Source organism: Lacihabitans sp. CCS-44, assembly GCF_024343735.1.
Lineage (GTDB): Bacteria > Bacteroidota > Bacteroidia > Cytophagales > Spirosomataceae > Leadbetterella.
The window spans coordinates 320,219-339,214 of record NZ_RJUE01000002.1 but is presented as its reverse complement, the minus strand read 5'-3'; the positions used below and the strand labels follow the sequence as shown (position 1 = coordinate 339,214).

Sequence of the window (18,996 nt, the reverse complement as noted above, 5' to 3'; positions counted from 1 at the left end):
TTTGTAATACCAAGTGGTAGCATTGCATCAAAACAAAACGCTGGCCCAGACAATGTAGACAGTGATATTAACGCCAACGAATGGACGCATACCATCACTATTGACGTTTCTAGAAATGTAGGTGATTCATTAAGAAACAACCTACAAATTGATGCTGGACTTGCTCCATTCGGCTCTATCGGCAATATGGTTTTTGAAGATATTGATTTCTCAAACACCCAAACCGTTGGTGATTTACCAATTCCAAATGTTACCGTTTACCTATTAAGCCAAAGTGGAACAAAAATAGATTCTACAGTGACCGACATCAACGGTAATTACTTGTTTGACAGCCTAATGGCAGATAACTATAGAATCAAATTTGTAAAGCCAGTCGGAATGAATGCTGTTAGCAAAGATTCTGGAACCAATAACGAAGTTGATTCAGACGCAGACAGCATAACCGGCATAACCGACCCAATTATAGTAAATACGGCTATGAGTATTGGAAATGCTACACGAAATGTAACAAATATTGATGCTGGATTCAATTTCTTTGATTCTCAAATTAGCCTGTTAAAAGATGGAGCATTAGTCGGTAATGGTTATGTTGGCGACTACATCAATTTTGGTTTTACTGTAAGAAACACAGGAAATACCACACTTACAAATATCTATGTAGTGGACACATTGATATCTTCAAACCCAATAGCTGTTTCGCCTGATTCTTTGTTACCGGGACAAACAGGATTTGCTGTTGCCCAGTATTTCCTAACAGCAAATGATGTGCAAAACGGAAAAGTGATGAACTCGGCAACTGTATATGGTAAAGATCCAATAGACAGTACCATTACCGATATCTCTGATAATGTTAATCCATATCAGCCCGGCCCAAGCGACTCAACTGAAGTTGTATTGCCGCAAATAGATGTAAATCTAAGGGTAGATGCTTCAGGCACATGTTTGAGACAAATAAATGACATAATTACTTATCAAGTGATTGTTGGAAGAACTGACACACTCAATGTTAATGATATTATTTCAATAAAAGATAGCCTTGGTACCCATTTACAGTTTATTTCTGCTGCTGTTACTTCGGGTATTTATAACCCGAGTACACATGTTTGGTCTAACATTTCGGTAACAAATTATGATTTTGATACGCTTACAATCCAGGCCAGAATCTTAACCAATGTGGGTGGACAAATGCCACTAACTGCATGGGTATTATCGACAACCTATAATGATATGGATTCTACTCCCGGAAATAAGATTGTAAGTGAAGATGATTATGGACAATCTTCCGTAACGATACCGATCTCTATTTGTACCACTAAAAATGAAAGTGCCACTTTAACTGCTCCTACTGGGTATTCAACTTACCAATGGCAATTAAATGGATCAGATATAGTGGGTGGAACTGGACCAACTTATTCTGCAAATTTACCAGGAAACTATACAGTAATTTTAAATGGAGTTACATGCTCGAATGGCAATTGCTGCCCTATAGTTGTTCAAGATATTTGTGAATGTAAAACCGAGGTTTGTATTCCTCTAAAAATAACGAAAACCAAGTAAGCAATAACCCAATAAACACAGAACGTCCCTTTTTAGGGGCGTTTTTTTTGTTTAAAAATATTGGTAAACTTCTATTTTCAATTGAAAATCCTAAAAAGCTACTTAATTTTCAAATACTCCTTAAAATAGAGTGTTGGGTAAATAAAAAAGAGAATAAGTCCAGAATGCAGATAAATAGAAAGCGTGTTGACCAATAATTCTATTTTGCCAGAAAGCTCAATTTTAGGTACCAAAAAAACAGAAACTATCGGTACCAAAACTATCAGAATAGCCAAAAGCACTTTATGAAAAACATTGCTTTTGACGCTCAACAAAATACCCATAGCCGAAAAAACGGGTAACAAAACCTGAGCAATTAGTAAACCTATCTTTAGCTCTTTTTCGGTGGTTGGAATGTTCACTATGTTTTTAAAATAACAAACCCCAGCATATGCCACCAACACTAAAGCCACCAAGCCTACCAAAATCTTTTTAGAAAACCCATAATTTATGGCTTTCTTAGATACACTAAAAGGTACCAAAAGAGTAATCAAAAGAGCCGCAAAATCTAAAAACGGAATAAAGAAGAAAAAAAACAACCAGTTGGAATGTCCTGTTTTTTGGTAAAAATATAGCGTAATATATTTTCTAAAATAAATACTACTGATGCACAAAAAGCCAAAAAAACCAAGACCATTTAGTACTAAACCTATTTTGTTGGTAAAAAGTGGCACTGAATTATTGCCCACCATGGCTATCAAAAGTGAGCCTACCATCCAGTAAATAAGTGTTTTGAAAACCACTACCACAATCAACAAAAATCCTTTTTTAATAGGCAACTCTACATAAAATCTCCACGATTTGTAAGCAAAAAACTGGTGATTTATTTCATAAAAAAGAATGACAATAGCCGTCCAAAAACAAGTTTTAATAATGGCCAATCCAAAATCTACGAAAACACCATTAGCTACATTTTGCTCTAATAAACCAGTTCCAAAAAACACCCTCAAAAATGACAAATTACCGGTAAAACCATTTGCTATTTCTAGATTTATGTTGGGTATTATGCCCATCATAATCGGTAAAAATATCAGCTTTGGAGATTTTTTTAGAATAATGAAAACAAAGAAAGGTATAAAATACAATGCTGAAGAAATGAGTAGATTGTCGTAGTCGAGGCGAATGAGTGGAGCTTGTATAAAAAACGGTATGGACGTAAAAGTTATAGTAAGAATAGCCAAAAGAGTGGTTTTTAGTCCATTTCCTAGTACATCTTTAAAAATAAACCAAAATACCAGCCAGTCAAAAACATTAAAAGCAGTATAAAAAAAGGCACTTTTAAAACCTTCCAAAAGGGCGACATCTTGAGATTTTAACAAATAATCGAAAAGGATATTTTTAAAAAAAATAACCAAAATCAGCACGAAGAAGGTTTTTAGGCGTAAAAACTTATGTCCTAAACTCATATAATCATTATAAAAAAAGCAAATATACTAGCTTATTTTCAAATACGTTTCAAGTACAATTTTATCAAAATCCTTAACTTTCCTTTTGCTTTCAAGTTGATCTAAAAGAATTTTGGCCGCCCTCCCACCCATTTCATAAGCGGGCTGCACCACCGTGGAGAGTTTGGGGTGAAAAAGATGGGAAACGTTCAGATTCGTAAATCCAAAAAATGGCGTGTCCACCGGCATCTCGTCTTTTCTGTTCTGAAAAGCCTCATAACAATGCAGAGCCAACCTGTCGCTGCAAGTAAAAAATGCATCGGGTTTTTGGGTATTCATAAAATCATTTATCGTAGACTTGGCTTCTTCAGGATCAAAGCCACAATACTTAATCAGCTCATTATCAATCGCTATTCCATGAACTTCCAACGCTTTTTTATACCCTTCCAAACGCTCCTTGGTTATCGACAAAGTAAGCGGACTCGTGATATGTGCGATACGTTTTTTACCTTGTTTTATCAAATATTCGGTAGCCGCAAATGCCCCCGAAAAGTTATCGGCCACCACTTTATGAAAACCGCCACTCTCGGGCACTCTATCAAAAAACACCACGGCAAAGTTGCTCTCGCTGTACTCAAGAATATGCTTAATATCCGTTGTTTTACCGGAAAGCGAAATCAAAATCCCGTCCACCCTTCTTTCAAACAAATGCCGAAGATTCTCTTTTTCTCGCTCCAGCGACTCATGACTTTGGCAGATAACCACATGATAGCCACGACTGTAGGCTTCATCTTCTATACCGTTGATAGCCTGCGAGAAAAAATTATTGGCTATTTCGGGTACTATTACGCCAATGGCCCTGCTTTTATTGTCTTTTAAACTCAATGCTATCGGATTGGGTCTGAAGTTGACCTTTTTGGCATATTCCGCCACCAATTTCTTGGTTTTTTCATTGATTTCGTAGCTATCCCTCAATGCTCTCGACACCGTTGATGTGGAGAGATTTAAAGCTTTTGCGATGTCTTTGAGGGTAATTACTTCCAATTCTACAATAATTTGAATCGAAAATTACCAAAAAAACACGCACTTTCAAAATATAACCAACAAGTTCGAATGTCCTCAAAAAATCCTATTAGATCAAAAAACGAAATTCATTCCTTATGTCTTGTCGGCTTTGCGGTAATATAAAAATCCTGAAAACGATTGCATAAATTAATAGAAACCAATGTTTGTATTCGAGCGTAATCCTTGGTAATCTTACAGAATATTTAGAAAAAAGATGATTAAAATAAGTTTAGAGGGCAAAACCGCACTGGTAACGGGTTGCAACAAAGGCATAGGCAAAGCCATGGCCGAAGGTTTAGCCGAAGCCGGGGCCGACATTATCGGCGTTTCGGCCACCATGCCTTCTGAAGGAAGTGATATACAGCAATTTGTGGAGTCTCAAGGCAGGAAATTTTATTCTTTCCAAGCAGATTTTTCAGATAGAAAATCAATTTATTCGTTTCTTGAAAAAGCAAAAACCGCACACCCAAAAATCGATATTTTGGTGAACAATGCGGGAACTATTATGCGTAACCCCGCTGCCGAACATTCTGATGAATATTGGGACAGAGTAATAGCCATAAATCTTGATGCTCAGTTTATTATAACGAGAGAAATTGGCAAGCAGATGATAAAAAATGGTTATGGGAAAATCATTTTCACAGCATCATTACTTACTTTTCAAGGTGGAATAAATGTACCAGGATATGCTGCTAGTAAAGGAGCTATTGGTAGTTTAGTAAAAGCTTTTGCCAACGAATGGGCCTCAAAAGGTATAAACGTAAATGGCATAGCACCTGGCTACATAGCCACAGACAATACAGAGGCATTGAGAGCAGACGCAGACCGCAGTGCATCCATATTAGGAAGAATTCCATCAGGCAGATGGGGCGAACCCGAAGATTTTAAAGGGCCGACAGTTTTCTTAGCCTCAGAGATGTCCAGCTACGTGCAAGGCACTATTTTGACTGTAGATGGCGGCTGGATGGGGAGGTGATGGTAATTGGATAATTTGTTAATTGAATAATTACTTAATTCAAAAATTAAGTACTATCAAAAATTAACGAATTAGCTAATTCGCAAATTAAAAAATTAGCACATTTCCAAATTAGCTAATTAACACATTAAAAATTAACACATTAAAAATATGAATTCCAGATACGAAAGTAGCCCACGTGAAGTGGAAAGAATGAATACGGCAGAACTGAGAGAGAATTTCTTGGTGGAAAGCTTATTCGCTGATAACGAGATAAAACTTACATACACGCATTATGACAGGCTGGTTTTGGGCGGAATAAAACCCGTTTCTAAAAAACTAGAACTTGGCACTTATGATGACTTGAAAAGTGAGTTTTTCTTGGAAAGAAGAGAAATTGGTATCATCAACGTGGCTGGAGATGGTCAAATAGAAGCAGATGGAGAGACTTTTTCTGTTGAAAAGTTGAGTTGTCTTTATCTAGGAAAAGGAACAAAAAATATTTCTTTTTCATCAAAAGATGCTACCAATCCGGCTTGTTTCTTTATCCTTTCGGCACCAGCCCACCAGACTTATGCCAACAAACTTTTCACTAAAGAAGACGCTTCGCCTGTAACCTTGGGAGCTCCTGAAACTTCAAATCACCGTACTATTTACAAATACATTCACAACGACGGTATCATGAGTTGTCAGTTGGTGATGGGTCTGACCGTGCTCAAAACGGGTAGCATCTGGAATACCATGCCGCCGCATGTACATGACAGACGAAGTGAAGTTTATTGCTATTTCGATGTGCCTGCAAATCAGGGTGTAATGCACTTTATGGGCAAACCAGACCAAACTCGCCACATGTGGGTGCAGAATCACCAAGCCATTATTTCACCACCTTGGAGTATTCATTCAGGTGGCGGCTCGGCCAATTATTCGTTTATATGGGGTATGGCCGGCGAAAACAAAGACTTTACCGATATGGATTTCGTAAACTTGAACGAACTCAGATAATAACAACAAAACCTGCCAACACCTCAATGATAAAACATTGGGGTGTTTTGCTTCAAACGCTTTATGAAAAAATACATTTTTATATTTGGCTTCTTATTTTTGGGTTTCAGTTTTCCCAATGAAAAAGTCAGAATCTTTATGATTGGTGACTCAACAATGGCCAACAAAAAACCTTACGACGCACCAGAAACTGGCTGGGGGCAAGTATTTCATGAGCTTTTTACTGATGCGGTTGTAATCCAAAATCACGCTCTGAATGGCAGAAGCACCAAAAGTTTCAGAAATGAAGGGCATTGGGCCAAAGTACACGAGCAATTACAAAAAGGCGATTATGTTTTCATACAGTTTGGGCACAACGACCAAAAAATCTCTGATACCACCAAATTTGCCGACCCACAAATAGCCTACAGAGCCAATCTGCAACGATACGTTGACGAAGTAAAAGCCAAAGGAGCTATTCCGATTTTACTAACTCCTATGATGAGACGTAAATTCGACGAAAACAAAACTTTTGTGGATCAGCATGGAGAATACCCACAAGTGGTGAAAGAAGTTGCCAAAAAGAATCAAGTGGATTTAATAGACATGCATGCTTTGAGCCAAAAACTCATCGAAAATCATGGAGAAGAGGCCTCAAGAGATATATTTATGCACTATGCTGGTGGCATTTTTTCGAAATTCCCAAACGGTATTGTTGACAACACTCACCTATCGCCATATGGTGCGAGATTGATGGCTTCTTTGGTTGCAGAAGATTTAATGACTCAATCTTTACCGCTAAGAAACTGGCTAAAAAAGTCGGTTTATCCCACCACAATGGAGTTTCAATTACCAAAAATAAATACCCCAAACTTCAAAAAAGACACATTTGACATTACCCGATATGGAGCCAAAGGGGATGGTTTATTTTTAAACACCAAAGCCATCCAACAAGCCATAGATATAGCTACCGAAAAAGGCGGCGGAACAGTTTTGATTCCTTCGGGTTTGTGGATTTCTGGACCAATTCTTCTAAAAAACAACATCAATCTACATTTGGCAGCTGGTGCTGTACTACAATTTAGCGACAACCGCGACGACTACCCTGTGGTAGAAACCACTTGGGAGGGCAACGTGGCATACCGTTGTCAGGCACCCATTTGGGGAGTGAACTTGACCAATGTAGCTTTAACGGGCAAAGGAACTATGGACGGTGCTGGCCAAGTATGGAAACAAGTAAAAAAATCAAAATTCACTGACACGCAATGGAAAAACCTAGTAGCTTCTGGCGGTGTGGTGAACGACAAAAAAGACACTTGGTATCCGTCTGAAACCTCCAAATATGGTAATGAAAACATGGGCTGGACCAACAAAAAAACAGAAGGAAAAACTTTGGAAGATTACCAAAAAATCAGAGATTTTCTTAGACCCAATTTCATCAGTTTGTCGGGATGTAGAAATGTGGTTATCGAAGGCATTACTTTTCTAAACTCACCGGCATGGACATTGCATCCACTTCTTTGTGAGCACATTACTATTAAAAATGTAAACGTAAAAAATCCTTGGTTTGGCCAAAACAACGATGCACTAGACTTGGAATCTTGTTCGAATGGAATAGTTGAAAACTCTACTTTCGACACCGGTGATGATGCCATTTGTATAAAGTCTGGCCGAGACGAAGAAGGGAGAAAACGTGGAAAACCAACTCAAAATATCATCGTTAGAAACAACACGGTTTTTCATGCACACGGAGGCTTTGTGATTGGCAGCGAAATGTCTGGTGGAGTTAAAAATCTGTATGTAAACAACAATAATTTCCTCGGAACCGACATTGGTTTGCGTTTTAAAACTGCTCGTGGTCGTGGCGGAGTGGTGGAGAAAATCTACATTTCTGATATAAACATGAGCAACATCCCAGGTGAAGCCATATTGTTTGACATGTATTATATGGCCAAAGACCCAGTGCCTTTAGATGGAGACGACACCACTTTACCTGAAATAAAAGCAGAAAAACTGGACGAAACTACGCCATCTTTCAAATCATTTTTTATAGAAAACGTGAACTGTAAAGGTGCAGAAACGGCCATTATGCTAAGAGGATTACCCGAAATGAACATCAAAGATATTAGTATCAAAAACTCAAATTTCACCTCCAACAAAGGCCTGATTTGTATCGAAGCCGAAAATATCAGCTTTGAAAATATAGGCATATTTTCAAAAAACACCACTGTGGGACAGATTCAGAACAGTAAGAATATCAACTTCAACCATTTAGCCTTCTCACCTAAAGCAGAAACCTTGCTCGAGATTTCAGGTGAAAGAAACCGAAATATTTCTTTGGTTAACACCCAAAAATCAAATTTGAAAGAAATTGCGACTTTTAAGGCAAAGGCTGATAAGAAGGTTTTTAGGATGAGGTGAGATTGTTTTTTTCTCTTCTAGAACACCCAGTTTCTAGATGGAGGCTGGGTGTTTTTAGTTATTCGCAAAAAACAATTTTAATTTTATTTAACGAAGAAACATAATTTCTATTTTGTATAAAAAATCTATTTCATACCTTTATTTCATTGTTACTCTAATATGTAACACATTGAAGACTTCGGTGTAGAAATGACTTAAATTAATTTATTTATAAAAAATGCAAGGGATTAAACCACATATAAAAGAAAAACTAAAAAAAATCAACAGCTCCACATTGATTCTCCAATTGCAGAATGGTAGAATTAAAAATTTACCTACAGAGCTTTTTTCGTGCGAAAACTTAAAACAATTGGATTTGTTCAAAAATAACATTGACAAATTGCCAGATTGGTTTTATAAGCTTTCAAGTTTGGAAATCTTCAGTCTAAATAGTAATAAGTTTACTGAAATCCCATCTTTGATTTTTCTGGTTAAGAATTTGCGTAGTTTTTCAATTAGAGATAACAAGATAAAAGAAATTCAAAAGAACCACCTTCAAGAACTCTTTAAAATTGAAAAAATTGACTTAGCCTTTAATCAGATTGTTTCAATTCCTGAAGTTGAAAACGAAATATTTGTTACAGATTTAAATTTAAGTGGAAATCAATTAACAAAATTTCCAAATTTTTTATCCAATGCTAAAAATTTAAAAAATTTAAATCTAAGTAATAATCAAATCAGTTTTTTTGATGACAATGCTTTTGAAGGACTAATTAATTTAGAGAAACTAGATCTAAGTGGTAATAAAATCACATTCCTGCCTTCAAGTATTAACAAACTAAAAAGACTAAAATCGCTTAATATCTCATCCAACAATTTATCTTTTCTACCAAAAGAATTAGAAGAGCTAGAGAATTTAGAAGAGATCCAAATTCGGTCAAATAACTTAGACAAAGTACCTCTTGAAATTGAGGCACAAGGAGTCCAAGCAATAATTAACTATTATTTATCTCTTGGAGATAATGTAAAACTTTTTGAAGCCAAATTGCTGATTGTTGGGCAAGGTTCTGTGGGAAAAACCTATTTAATGAATAGGCTATTAAAAGAAAACACACCTGAAACAGTTACAACCGAAGGAATTGAAATTAATTCTTGGAATGTTCAAACCGAATCAACTGAAAATTTCAGAATTAATGTCTGGGATTTTGGTGGACAAGAAATATATCACTCAACGCACCAATTTTTTTTAACAAAAAGGTCTTTATATTTATTAGTATGGGATGCTAGAACCGATCAACATTTAACAAGCTTTGATTACTGGTTAAATGTTATCAGGCTTTTAAGCAATGAATCTCCTGTAATAATGGTAATGAATAAATGTGATGAGAGAACATTAAACATAGATGAAAGATCACTGAAAGAAAAATTTAAGAATGTGAAAAATTTCTTTCAGGTAAGTGCATTAACTGGAAAGAATATTCAAAATCTCAAAGTGGAAATCTCAAAGTTAATTAATGAGTTACCATTAATAGGTGATAATTTACCAAGGGTTTGGGTCGAAATAAGAAATGAATTAGAATCTTTACATGAAAATTTTATTACGAGAGAAATATATTTAGAAATCTGCAACAGACACGGGCTTGATAATAAGAAAGCACTCTTTTTGAGTCAATATTTTCATGACTTAGGGGTTTTTCTTCATTTCCAAGAAAGTTTTTTACTTAAGAATTTAGTTTTTTTAAAACCTGAATGGGCGACAAATGCAGTTTACAAAATTTTGGATTCAAGGAATATTATTCAAAATTTTGGAGAGTTTCACTTCAATGAATTAGATGAGATTTTAAACGATTATCCAAAAGACAAATTTCCATACTTAATAGAGTTGATGAAAAAATTTGAACTTTGTTTCGAATTACCCTCAAACAGGTTTTTAATACCAGAATTACTGCAACCAGAAAAGTCTCAATTTCAATGGGATTATAGTGACAATTTAAAATTTGAATATCATTATGATTTTATGCCAGCAGGAATATTGCCAAGATATATTGTCAGAGCTAGAGATCTCATTTTTAACAAAACTTTTTGGAAAAATGGTGTAGTTATTGAAAGAGAGGGTACTCATGGATTAATAATAAGTGATCAATTTTCGAGAAAAATACAAATTTGGATAAATGGATCAGAGCGAGCTATTCTTTTAGAGATTATCAGAAATGATTTGAATAGTATCAACAATACCTTGAATTACGACGATGTTCCAGAAAAAATACCTTGTAATTGTCATATATGCATTAGCTCTGACCATCCCCATTTGTTTAATTTTACATTTATTAAAGAAATTAGCAAAAATAACCAATTCAAAACAGTTCCATGTGAAAAAAGCTTCCTTGGAGTCAACGTAGAAAATTTAATTGGTCATTATTCCATCTCAAATATTAAGCAAGATATTGATGCAATATATAACTCTGAGAATCTCGTTTTTGACTTATATGAATTCTCGACTAGATTATTGGAAAGAAAGTACAGTTATAATGGAAGGCCAGAAGATGAAATAAATGATTTTGTGACGGATATGCTCAGGAGTAAAGGATACCAAATCACAGACCAAACAAGATCAGGAATTTCATTTAGCGAGAATGGAAGTGGTGAAGTTGACATTATGGTTAGGAATAAAAATGGACTACCAATTTCAATTATAGAGTGCTTTAAAATTTATAGTTGTGGTCCGGAAAATAGAGAAATTGAAGAACATGTAAAGAAGCTAATTCTAAACTACAATACTAATCGACTAAATAAACTTTTCTTAATTATATATTCCTACGCAAAAAAATTTGATTCAAGCTGGGAACAATATAGTAAATACATAGAAAATTTAAATAGTAAAGAATCTATTGAAACAAATGCTCCATTAATTCGATTTGTGCAGAAAAATGATTTAGGAGTTTCAACAAATGTAAAAGTTGGCGTTGGAAGCCATAAAATCGAAGGTGAGGAGATTGAGGTTTACCACTTTTTCATAAATATGAAAACATAAAACACCCAATTAATTTTAAATCGTCTCTATGAATTATTCTCGATCCTTGATGTTTTTCTATAATTAGTTTGCAACAGGTATGTAATTTTACTTTTAAAATAAAAAGTAAATAAAAGAACAACTAAACTGATTCACTTTGAGGATTGAACTTTGTTTTGAATTTAAATACTTTGATTAGAATGGCTCTTTCTATTAGAACACAATTTTCCGAATTTCAGTTATCATTTGCTTCATTCAAGAAATAGTTCTTTCACAAAAAACACAAAGAAATTTCACGATTTACTTAAAGTGAAAAATGGGTATACGATTGGCTTTTCAAAAAAATCATCAATATTGGCCTACTAAAACTCACCTCACAAACTCATCCAAAACAGCATTATACTTTACAGGCTCATTTAGGTATCCGAAATGCCCTATATTGCCCAAGTTTACTACTTTGGCTTGTGGATAATTGGCTTTTAGGGCTTCTCTAAGATTTTTACTGACCAGGGGGTCGTTGCTGGTTTCGATGATTTGAAGTGGGATATTGGAATCAATTTTGGCCGTAAAAGTATCTACCACACAATAATACCGGTTAGTAAAAATCTCTCTGGTTACTTCTGTGCCAAGCAATTCGTTCAGGAAAGCGTCGGTTACAGGATGGTTATTGGCAGCTGGAATAACCTCTTTGTTGTACTTGCCTCTGATGGTTTTTATCACTAACCACTCTGGCAACCATTGCATTACTTTTACCAAAGTCTCGTTTTTTACCTTGTTTTCTGTGTTTTGGGCAAACGTATTCCCAAGCGATACTTTCATCACCTTCCCAGGGTGATTTACAGCAAAATATTGTGCCAAATAGCCACCTAAAGAACTGCCCACCACAATTACTTTATCTATTTTTTCCTTTTCCAAAATCGCAATGAGGCCATCGGAAAGTTCCTTAAGCGTTTTTACGGATGGATAAGTCACACTTATGACTTTATATTTACTTCTGAAATAATTGATTTGTTGCCACCAAATGTCGTAAGACCCGCCCATGCCATGCAAAAACAAGATGGTAGTGTCGCCATCGCCAGCCTGATAGTACGTCCAATCTTTACCATTCGTTTTCAAAGTTTTCGTGGGCTCTTCTCTAAATAACCGCAAAGATTCACTCACGACATCGTCTGTTGGGTAGCGTTCGTCAAAAGTAAATTGCTCAATGGGATACAAATAGGCTATAAACACAAGCCCAACAACTATTATTAGGATCTTCTTTAGGGTGATATTTTTTGACAGATTTACGGCCATCTTGTATTTTTTCTTAGTTGATTTGCTCATTTCTTTGTCAAGTTTTGCACCAATCCGCCCAAAATCATCAATAAAGCAATACCAGCAAATGCCCATTTCAAAAGCGTAATAGCCGAACAATTCACTGCCAAATCGTCTATGTTTTCAGGAAATGTCTTTAGCATTTGTACAATGTGATAGTTTTCAAGATAATCCAGAATCACTAAAACAAAAGGAAACAAATTAATAAACTTAAACCACGGTTTAATTTTCCATTTATAAAAAACCAAACTCAGAATTATAGCAAAAAAGAACATATACACCACAGGATATATGCCATCAACTACTGTAGAATTAATGATATACGCATCTTTGGCTTCGCCATGATACATCGCCACAATCTCCTTTACTCGCCCAGGATTATACCCAAACTGCAAATCCAAAATTGGCAAATTTTTGTCTTCAATAGGTACTTTGTCTTTAAATCCTTTGGGTAAAAAATAGGCGTTGAAACTAACGTAAAGTCCAAAAAAAAGTAAAAGCGTTTTCAAACTGGCTATTCGAACAAAAAAATCTGATATAGTTTTCATGGTAGTAGTTTATATTAAATAAAATTACAAGGGCATGTTAAAACTCATGACAAAACACAAGTAAAACTAAGAGAAAATCAGATAAATCAACGGCGAGACACTTCCAGATTGCTAAAATCCAAAATCGAATCTATCGCAAATCACTCCACCTCCACAATCATCTCTATCTCTACCGGAATATTGGAAGGAAGCGAACCCACTCCTACCGCACTACGTGCGTGTCTGCCTTTATCTCCGAAAACTTCTACCATGAGGTCTGAGAAACCGTTGATGACTTGAGGCTGTTGGGTGAAGTCCGGTGGGCAATTGACCATTCCGAGCACTTTTACAATGCGTTTTACTTTGTCTAAGTCACCAATTTCGGCCTTCAGTGCTGCCAAAAGATTGAGGCCAGTATTTCTGGCGGCGGCTTTGCCTTCCTCTAAAGTCATGTCTACGCCTACTTTACCAGTGATAAATTTACCATCTGTTCCTGTTGGGCCTTTGCCTGAAAGAAATATCAAATTGCCTGTTCTAACGGCGTTTACATAAGACGCTATCGGGGGCTGAACTTTAGGTAAAACGATGTTTAATTCCGTTAGTCGTTTTTCTATTTTCTGAGAAAAAGACACTTGAAAACACAAACACAATATACTCAATAACAATACTTTAGCTTTCATGTACTATTCTTATTTTTGAAATACCCTTACATAATCTACTTCCATCTTGGCGGGAAAAACTTCGGTGGCTACACCATATTTTCCTCCCCAGTTCCCTCCAACTGCTACGTTCAAAATCAAATGAAAACGCTTGTCGTAAGGCCATTCTTGAAAGTTCTTTTTGGTGTTTTTAAAGCTGAAATACTTTTTGCCGTCATACAGAAAATCTATCTTTTCTTGATCCCATTCTATACCGTAATCGTGAAATTCGGTGTATGGTGTCGGCATAAAAAACGACCCAGTTTTGTGCGTTCCTATAGAATGATTGAACGCTTTGGTGTGTACTGTACCATAAACCGTATCAGGCTCATAGCCAACATGTTCCATAATGTCTATTTCACCACTTTCTGGCCAACCCCCATAAGCCCAATCCGTTGGCAACATCCAAATCGCCGGCCAAGTACCTTTACCTTTTGGCAATTTTGCCCGCACTTCTATTTTGCCATTGAGCCAGTCACCTTTGGTTTTAGTTACCAATCTAGCCGATGTATATTCTCGGTTCTCCTTTGCTGTTCTGTTAGCCGAAATCGTTAAAATACCATTGCCTACAAAGGCCGTTGCTGTATCTTTTTCAGTATAAAACTGCAGTTCGTTATTTCCCCAACCGCTTCCACCGATATCATAACCCCATTTCTTATCATCAGGCAGACCTTTGTAGTTAAATTCATCAGACCACACCAATTTCCAGTCTTTCTGAATCGGAGCATTTTTAATTCTTTCAAAGGCCAGTTCAGGTTCGTTTGTAGTTATAAAATCAAAATCATTGGCTATCAACCAGTCTAAGTCTTTGGCATCATTTACGGTCCACGCATTTAGGCTTAAACCCAATTTTTTTGAGTCCGAAATCCAGTCAGGGTTTCTTTTAAATACCGAAAAATGATAATCTGCTCCGTTTATTTTATCAGCCTTAAGTTCAGCTGGCGACTTTGTGCCATTCAAATATTGCAAATGAGCTTTGGTATCTAAACTTCTGATTTTCAACAACATTTCGTAATCAAAGCTTATATAATCCACATACTTATCCATTTTCAGAGATTGTACCAATTCCACAACCTTTTGGGCAACAATTCGTCCTCTTTCCACCGTAGAGGCCGGTTTTATTTCGCAAACCAATCTGGTGTAGGGGTTTTTACCAGCCAAAAAATACTCCTTAAGCGTGGGTATTTTCTCACCATTGCTTAGTTTAAAAGCCAATAGCTCTTTATAAGTGACTTTTTCTATAGTCAAGCCATTAAAGGTTGGGTCGTGATTTATTACCAATACATTATCAGAAGTCATGTGTACATCAAACTCAGAGCCGATACATTTAAGTTTTATGGCATATTTGAGCGAGGCAATGGAGTTTTCAGGATGACTTTGACTTTTCCATGCTCCTCTGTGAGCTACCACCGAGTTTGGATTTTTCGAAAAAGCTTCGTTTGAACATAAAATAAAGGAAAATACAAAAAGGATTTTACTGAATAAATTGAATTTCATTGTTGATTAAGGTCGTTTTTTCAAAGTTAAAGAAAATATTTTTTATAAGTTTAATTTTTCTCGCAAAGACACAGAGACGCTAAGTTTTGATTATTCTAGAGCTGGTTATCTGGGATTAATGGAGACCATTCGAAATGTTCCTGTTTTCTCACAAAGAAGCTAAGTTTTGATTATTTCCTATGAAGCAATCGTCACTATTTCATTTTATAAAATATTGCACAAAACCAAGAATTTTTATAAAAAACCAGTCAAATCGCCATGTTCAAAATTTAACATATTTTCCACGACAGGCTTATTTTCAAATACATACCAAGAGCAAACTATATTCCAATTTTATAGACATTTCATAGTTATAATTTTTATGATTACATTTTTTCCAAAATATTATTCTTTAAAAATGCATTAATCATTACATATAAAATTTTATTATTTTTATCAATATTTTTGTTTTTATTAAAAATATACCTTTAGTTTTGCACTGATTTCAATAAAAAAACTGAAAAATATCTCAAAAGGCATATTTTTCAAGTACAACAAAAAAAATGGACGAAATACAACAATTAGCTGCTAACCAAAAGGAGCTTACACACGCTATAGATAGCGTTTGGGTGGCTTTGTGTGCCGCTCTTATTTTTCAAATGGAAGGAGGCTTTGCTTTGTTAGAAGCGGGCTTTATCCGATCCAAAAACTCTATGAGTATTATAGCCAAGGTGATGATAGACATCATGTTTGGCGGCCTCGCATTTTATGCAATAGGATTTGCAGTAGCCTACGGCCCGTCCAATGGGTGGTTTGCTTTTGGTACTGGTATTTTATCTGGCGATTTGGGTTTAAATCTTACCATTTCAAATAGCCTTTTCTGGTTTATCCAACTCGGCTTTGCCATAGCTTCTATTTCTATCGTTTCGGGAGCCATAGCTGAGCGTATGAAGATTTGGGCTTATGCTGTCTTTGTACTTATATTTTGTGTAATAATTTATCCTTTAGCGGCCAACTGGGTCTGGAATCCCAACGGTTGGCTGGCCAAAATGGGCTTCAATGACTTCGCCGGATCGTCGGCTGTTCATGCTGTGGGTGGCTTTGCGGCTTTGGCAGCGGCCATTTTACTCGGCCCTCGCCAAGGAAAATATAATGCCGATGGATCGGCCAATGCTATACCTGGCCATAACCTCACCTTGGCGTCGATTGGGGCATTTTTATTGTGGTTTGGTTGGTTTGGTTTCAACCCTGGCTCTACCCTCGGAGCGGTTGGTAAATGGGAAATGATCGGCAAAGTGGCCGTCAATACTTTCTTGGCATCGGCGGCTGGTGGTGTTTCTACCATGGCCTACACCATGCTTCGTTACAAAAAAATAGACATTACCATGGTTATCAACGGTGTATTGGCCGGCTTGGTGGCCGTTACTGCGGGCTGCAATATAGTCAGTGCAAACTCAGCCATAATAATCGGTTTTTTTGCAGGTGTATTTGTCGATATTTGTGTTGTTTTGATAGATAAAATAAAAATAGATGATCCCGTAGGAGCCATAGCCGTTCATGGTGTAAATGGTTTCTTTGGTACAGTTGCAGTTGGTGTTTTTGCAGAAGAAAAAGGGCTTTTTTCTTCTGGGAAATTTGATTTTCTGGGCGTTCAAATCTTGGGTGTGGTGGTATTGAGTTTATTTTCGTTTTTTGCCACATTTTTGATCATATTTGTAATGAAAAAAACCATGGGAATCAGAATATCGCATCACGAAGAATTGGCAGGTATAGATGCAGTAGAATTTGGTGTTGAGTCTTATACGACCTTTGAATAAAGCACTTCTTTAATAACGAAACCACTATAAATAGCTATAGACAAAAGAAACTTATTTTGTGTCTTAGCGACCTTAGGTTAAAAAATAATAAAAATGAAAAAAGTAGAAGCGATAGTAAAACCTTCAAAGTTAGAAGCGATACAAAAAGGCCTAACAGCCGCAGATATACCCTGCATGACTGTAATGCCGGTAAAAGGTGCTGGTCTTCAAAGGGGATACTCGGAGATTTATAGAGGTACCGAAAAACCTATGATACTGCTACCTAAAGTAATGATAATCTGCGTAGTGAGCGACGAAAATCTCGAAAAATGTATAGATGTAATACTAGACAATGCCTCTGAAGGAAACATAGGCGACGGAAAAATATTTGTTTATGACGTATATGATGCCGTAAGAATCCGAAATCGAGAGCGAGGTGGTGGAGCCATAAAATAAACCAAAGAAATAAGAGCCAATCTCGACTAGGGGTTGGCTTTTTTTGAGTTCTAAAACCAAAACTTCAAAATCACTTATCATAAACCTTATTTCTTCAAAAACCAAACTGCTTTATGCAAACGATTTAAGCAGCTCAAACATCACTCACAACTCACCACTCGCTACTCACAACTCGCCACTCATCACTCACAACTCAAAGCAGCCAATATACTATTTCAACAAATACACTTGTGTACCCGCCAAAAGATAACAACCCAGTCCATAGTCTTCAAAATTGGCCCTTTTGTCAAAGCCCAGCGGTTGGCCGTCTTTCGGTTCTTTACCAGTAGATTGTACGTAACCGAGCATACCATCATTGTGAAGACAAGTTTTATTCATTACGTCCCAAGCTTTCAGTGCAGGTTTTAGGTACTTTTTCTTTGCCAAATAGCCATTGTTTATTCCCCAAGCCATGCCGTAGGCAAATAGTGCCGTGCCAGACAATTCAGGCCCACCAAAATCGTTTGAATCCGCCAATGACACATTCCAAAAACCGTCTTTTCTCTGGAGCGGAAGCAAGGATTTCATCATAGTGAGATACATTTCTTCATACTCTTTGTAGTGTTTGGAGTTTTTGGGTAATATCTCCAGCATTTTCACCATGGCTACCACCACCCAGCCATTGCCTCTTGACCAATAACACTGCTTACCATTTGGGGTTGTAAACGGCGGCACAAAACTCTTGTCTCTCCACCAAAGGCCGTCTTTGGCGTTATATAGTCCGCCACCTTCAATGTTTTTGGAATGCAAATACAGCTCGTGCATTTTTTCAAAATACCTATCGTCTTTGTACATTACGCCCAACTTGGCAAAAACCGGCATAGCCATCTGCAAGGCATCAATCCATGTCCAGTCATCTACTTTGTCAGATTTTAGCATCAGGTCTATCGATGCTTTTATCTCTGCCAAACGCTGCTTTTGGGTGGTATCCATTTGGTACAAATCTATGTAAGTAATACCGCAGCAGTGGCTATCGGCATGACGGCTGTTTACACCAAACCACGTCGCCCATTTGTTGCCATTTCCCCAAGCAACGGCATAATCTATAAATTTTTTATCCGCATCTATTCTATAAAAATCCATCAAGCCTTCGTAATAAATTCCTCTTGTCCAGAGATTTGAAGTTCTTACTTTATCCAAAACTATTTTCTGAGACGGATCTGGCCAAGTTTTCATGAAATAATCATTCGCCAAACGCATATTTTCTAAGGTCATTTTCTTCTCGGGAAGTTTCTGGCCAAAAACTACAGAACTCCCTAACAATAAAAGCAATACGACTAATCTTGACATATTTGAAT

The 18,996-nt window shown here is 36.5% G+C and carries 14 protein-coding genes; 7 read left to right on the top strand and 7 right to left on the bottom strand.

What is annotated here, in order from left to right:
• The coding region (locus EGI26_RS02800; protein ID WP_255076188.1) for an SdrD B-like domain-containing protein at positions 1 to 1,557 on the top strand (1,557 nt) is incomplete at its 5' end.
• A gap of 98 nt (positions 1,558 to 1,655) precedes the next feature.
• Here EGI26_RS02800 and EGI26_RS02795 read toward each other — a convergent pair.
• Both EGI26_RS02795 and EGI26_RS02790 read right to left on the bottom strand, forming a co-directional pair.
• A complete protein-coding gene (locus EGI26_RS02795) occupies positions 1,656 to 3,002 on the bottom strand; it encodes a hypothetical protein (RefSeq protein ID WP_255076187.1) in 1,347 nt (448 codons plus the stop codon).
• A 27-nt stretch (positions 3,003 to 3,029) separates the two neighbouring features.
• Positions 3,030 to 4,025 (bottom strand): LacI family DNA-binding transcriptional regulator, encoded by a 996-nt coding sequence (locus tag EGI26_RS02790; RefSeq protein ID WP_255076186.1) that lies wholly within the window; start codon positions 4,023 to 4,025, stop codon positions 3,030 to 3,032.
• A gap of 235 nt (positions 4,026 to 4,260) precedes the next feature.
• On the opposite strand from EGI26_RS02790, the gene EGI26_RS02785 reads away from it, so the two are divergent.
• From EGI26_RS02785 to EGI26_RS02770, 4 genes are all read left to right on the top strand, one after another.
• Positions 4,261 to 5,022 (top strand): SDR family oxidoreductase, encoded by a 762-nt coding sequence (locus EGI26_RS02785; protein ID WP_255076185.1) that lies wholly within the window; start codon positions 4,261 to 4,263, stop codon positions 5,020 to 5,022.
• Between the two features lie 150 nt (positions 5,023 to 5,172).
• The gene (gene kduI / locus EGI26_RS02780; protein WP_255076184.1) at positions 5,173 to 6,003 is read left to right on the top strand and encodes a 5-dehydro-4-deoxy-D-glucuronate isomerase; all 831 of its coding nucleotides are present in this window, start codon (positions 5,173 to 5,175) and stop codon (positions 6,001 to 6,003) included.
• A 63-nt stretch (positions 6,004 to 6,066) separates the two neighbouring features.
• Positions 6,067 to 8,403: a glycosyl hydrolase family 28 protein gene (locus EGI26_RS02775; RefSeq protein WP_255076183.1), complete on the top strand. Its 2,337-nt coding sequence runs from the start codon at positions 6,067 to 6,069 to the stop codon at positions 8,401 to 8,403.
• A gap of 217 nt (positions 8,404 to 8,620) precedes the next feature.
• Complete coding sequence (locus EGI26_RS02770; RefSeq protein ID WP_255076182.1) at positions 8,621 to 11,413, top strand: COR domain-containing protein; 2,793 nt, start codon at positions 8,621 to 8,623, stop codon at positions 11,411 to 11,413.
• A gap of 348 nt (positions 11,414 to 11,761) precedes the next feature.
• Here EGI26_RS02770 and EGI26_RS02765 read toward each other — a convergent pair whose 3' ends face one another.
• The 4 genes from EGI26_RS02765 to EGI26_RS02750 form a co-directional block, all read right to left on the bottom strand.
• A complete protein-coding gene (locus EGI26_RS02765) occupies positions 11,762 to 12,715 on the bottom strand; it encodes an alpha/beta fold hydrolase (RefSeq protein WP_255076181.1) in 954 nt (317 codons plus the stop codon).
• Positions 12,712 to 13,254, bottom strand: coding sequence for a hypothetical protein (locus tag EGI26_RS02760; protein WP_255076180.1), 543 nt, complete (start codon positions 13,252 to 13,254; stop codon positions 12,712 to 12,714). The genes EGI26_RS02765 and EGI26_RS02760 overlap by 4 nt, the downstream gene beginning before the upstream one ends.
• 140 nt (positions 13,255 to 13,394) lie before the next feature.
• The gene (locus EGI26_RS02755) at positions 13,395 to 13,913 is read right to left on the bottom strand and encodes a RidA family protein (RefSeq protein ID WP_255076179.1); all 519 of its coding nucleotides are present in this window, start codon (positions 13,911 to 13,913) and stop codon (positions 13,395 to 13,397) included.
• A 9-nt stretch (positions 13,914 to 13,922) separates the two neighbouring features.
• On the bottom strand, positions 13,923 to 15,428 hold the full coding sequence (locus tag EGI26_RS02750; RefSeq protein ID WP_255076178.1) for a glycerophosphodiester phosphodiesterase family protein: 1,506 nt from the start codon (positions 15,426 to 15,428) through the stop codon (positions 13,923 to 13,925).
• Between the two features lie 542 nt (positions 15,429 to 15,970).
• Here EGI26_RS02750 and EGI26_RS02745 point away from each other — a divergent pair.
• Together EGI26_RS02745 and EGI26_RS02740 are read left to right on the top strand one after the other, a co-directional pair.
• Positions 15,971 to 17,224 (top strand): ammonium transporter, encoded by a 1,254-nt coding sequence (locus EGI26_RS02745; RefSeq protein WP_255076177.1) that lies wholly within the window; start codon positions 15,971 to 15,973, stop codon positions 17,222 to 17,224.
• 93 nt (positions 17,225 to 17,317) lie between these two features.
• Positions 17,318 to 17,659: a P-II family nitrogen regulator gene (locus EGI26_RS02740; protein ID WP_255037336.1), complete on the top strand. Its 342-nt coding sequence runs from the start codon at positions 17,318 to 17,320 to the stop codon at positions 17,657 to 17,659.
• Positions 17,660 to 17,869: 210 nt separating this feature from the next.
• Here EGI26_RS02740 and EGI26_RS02735 read toward each other — a convergent pair whose 3' ends face one another.
• Entirely contained in the window at positions 17,870 to 18,988 is a 1,119-nt protein-coding gene (locus tag EGI26_RS02735; RefSeq protein ID WP_255076176.1) for a glycoside hydrolase family 88 protein, read from the bottom strand.
• Between the last annotated feature and the right edge of the window lie 8 nt (positions 18,989 to 18,996).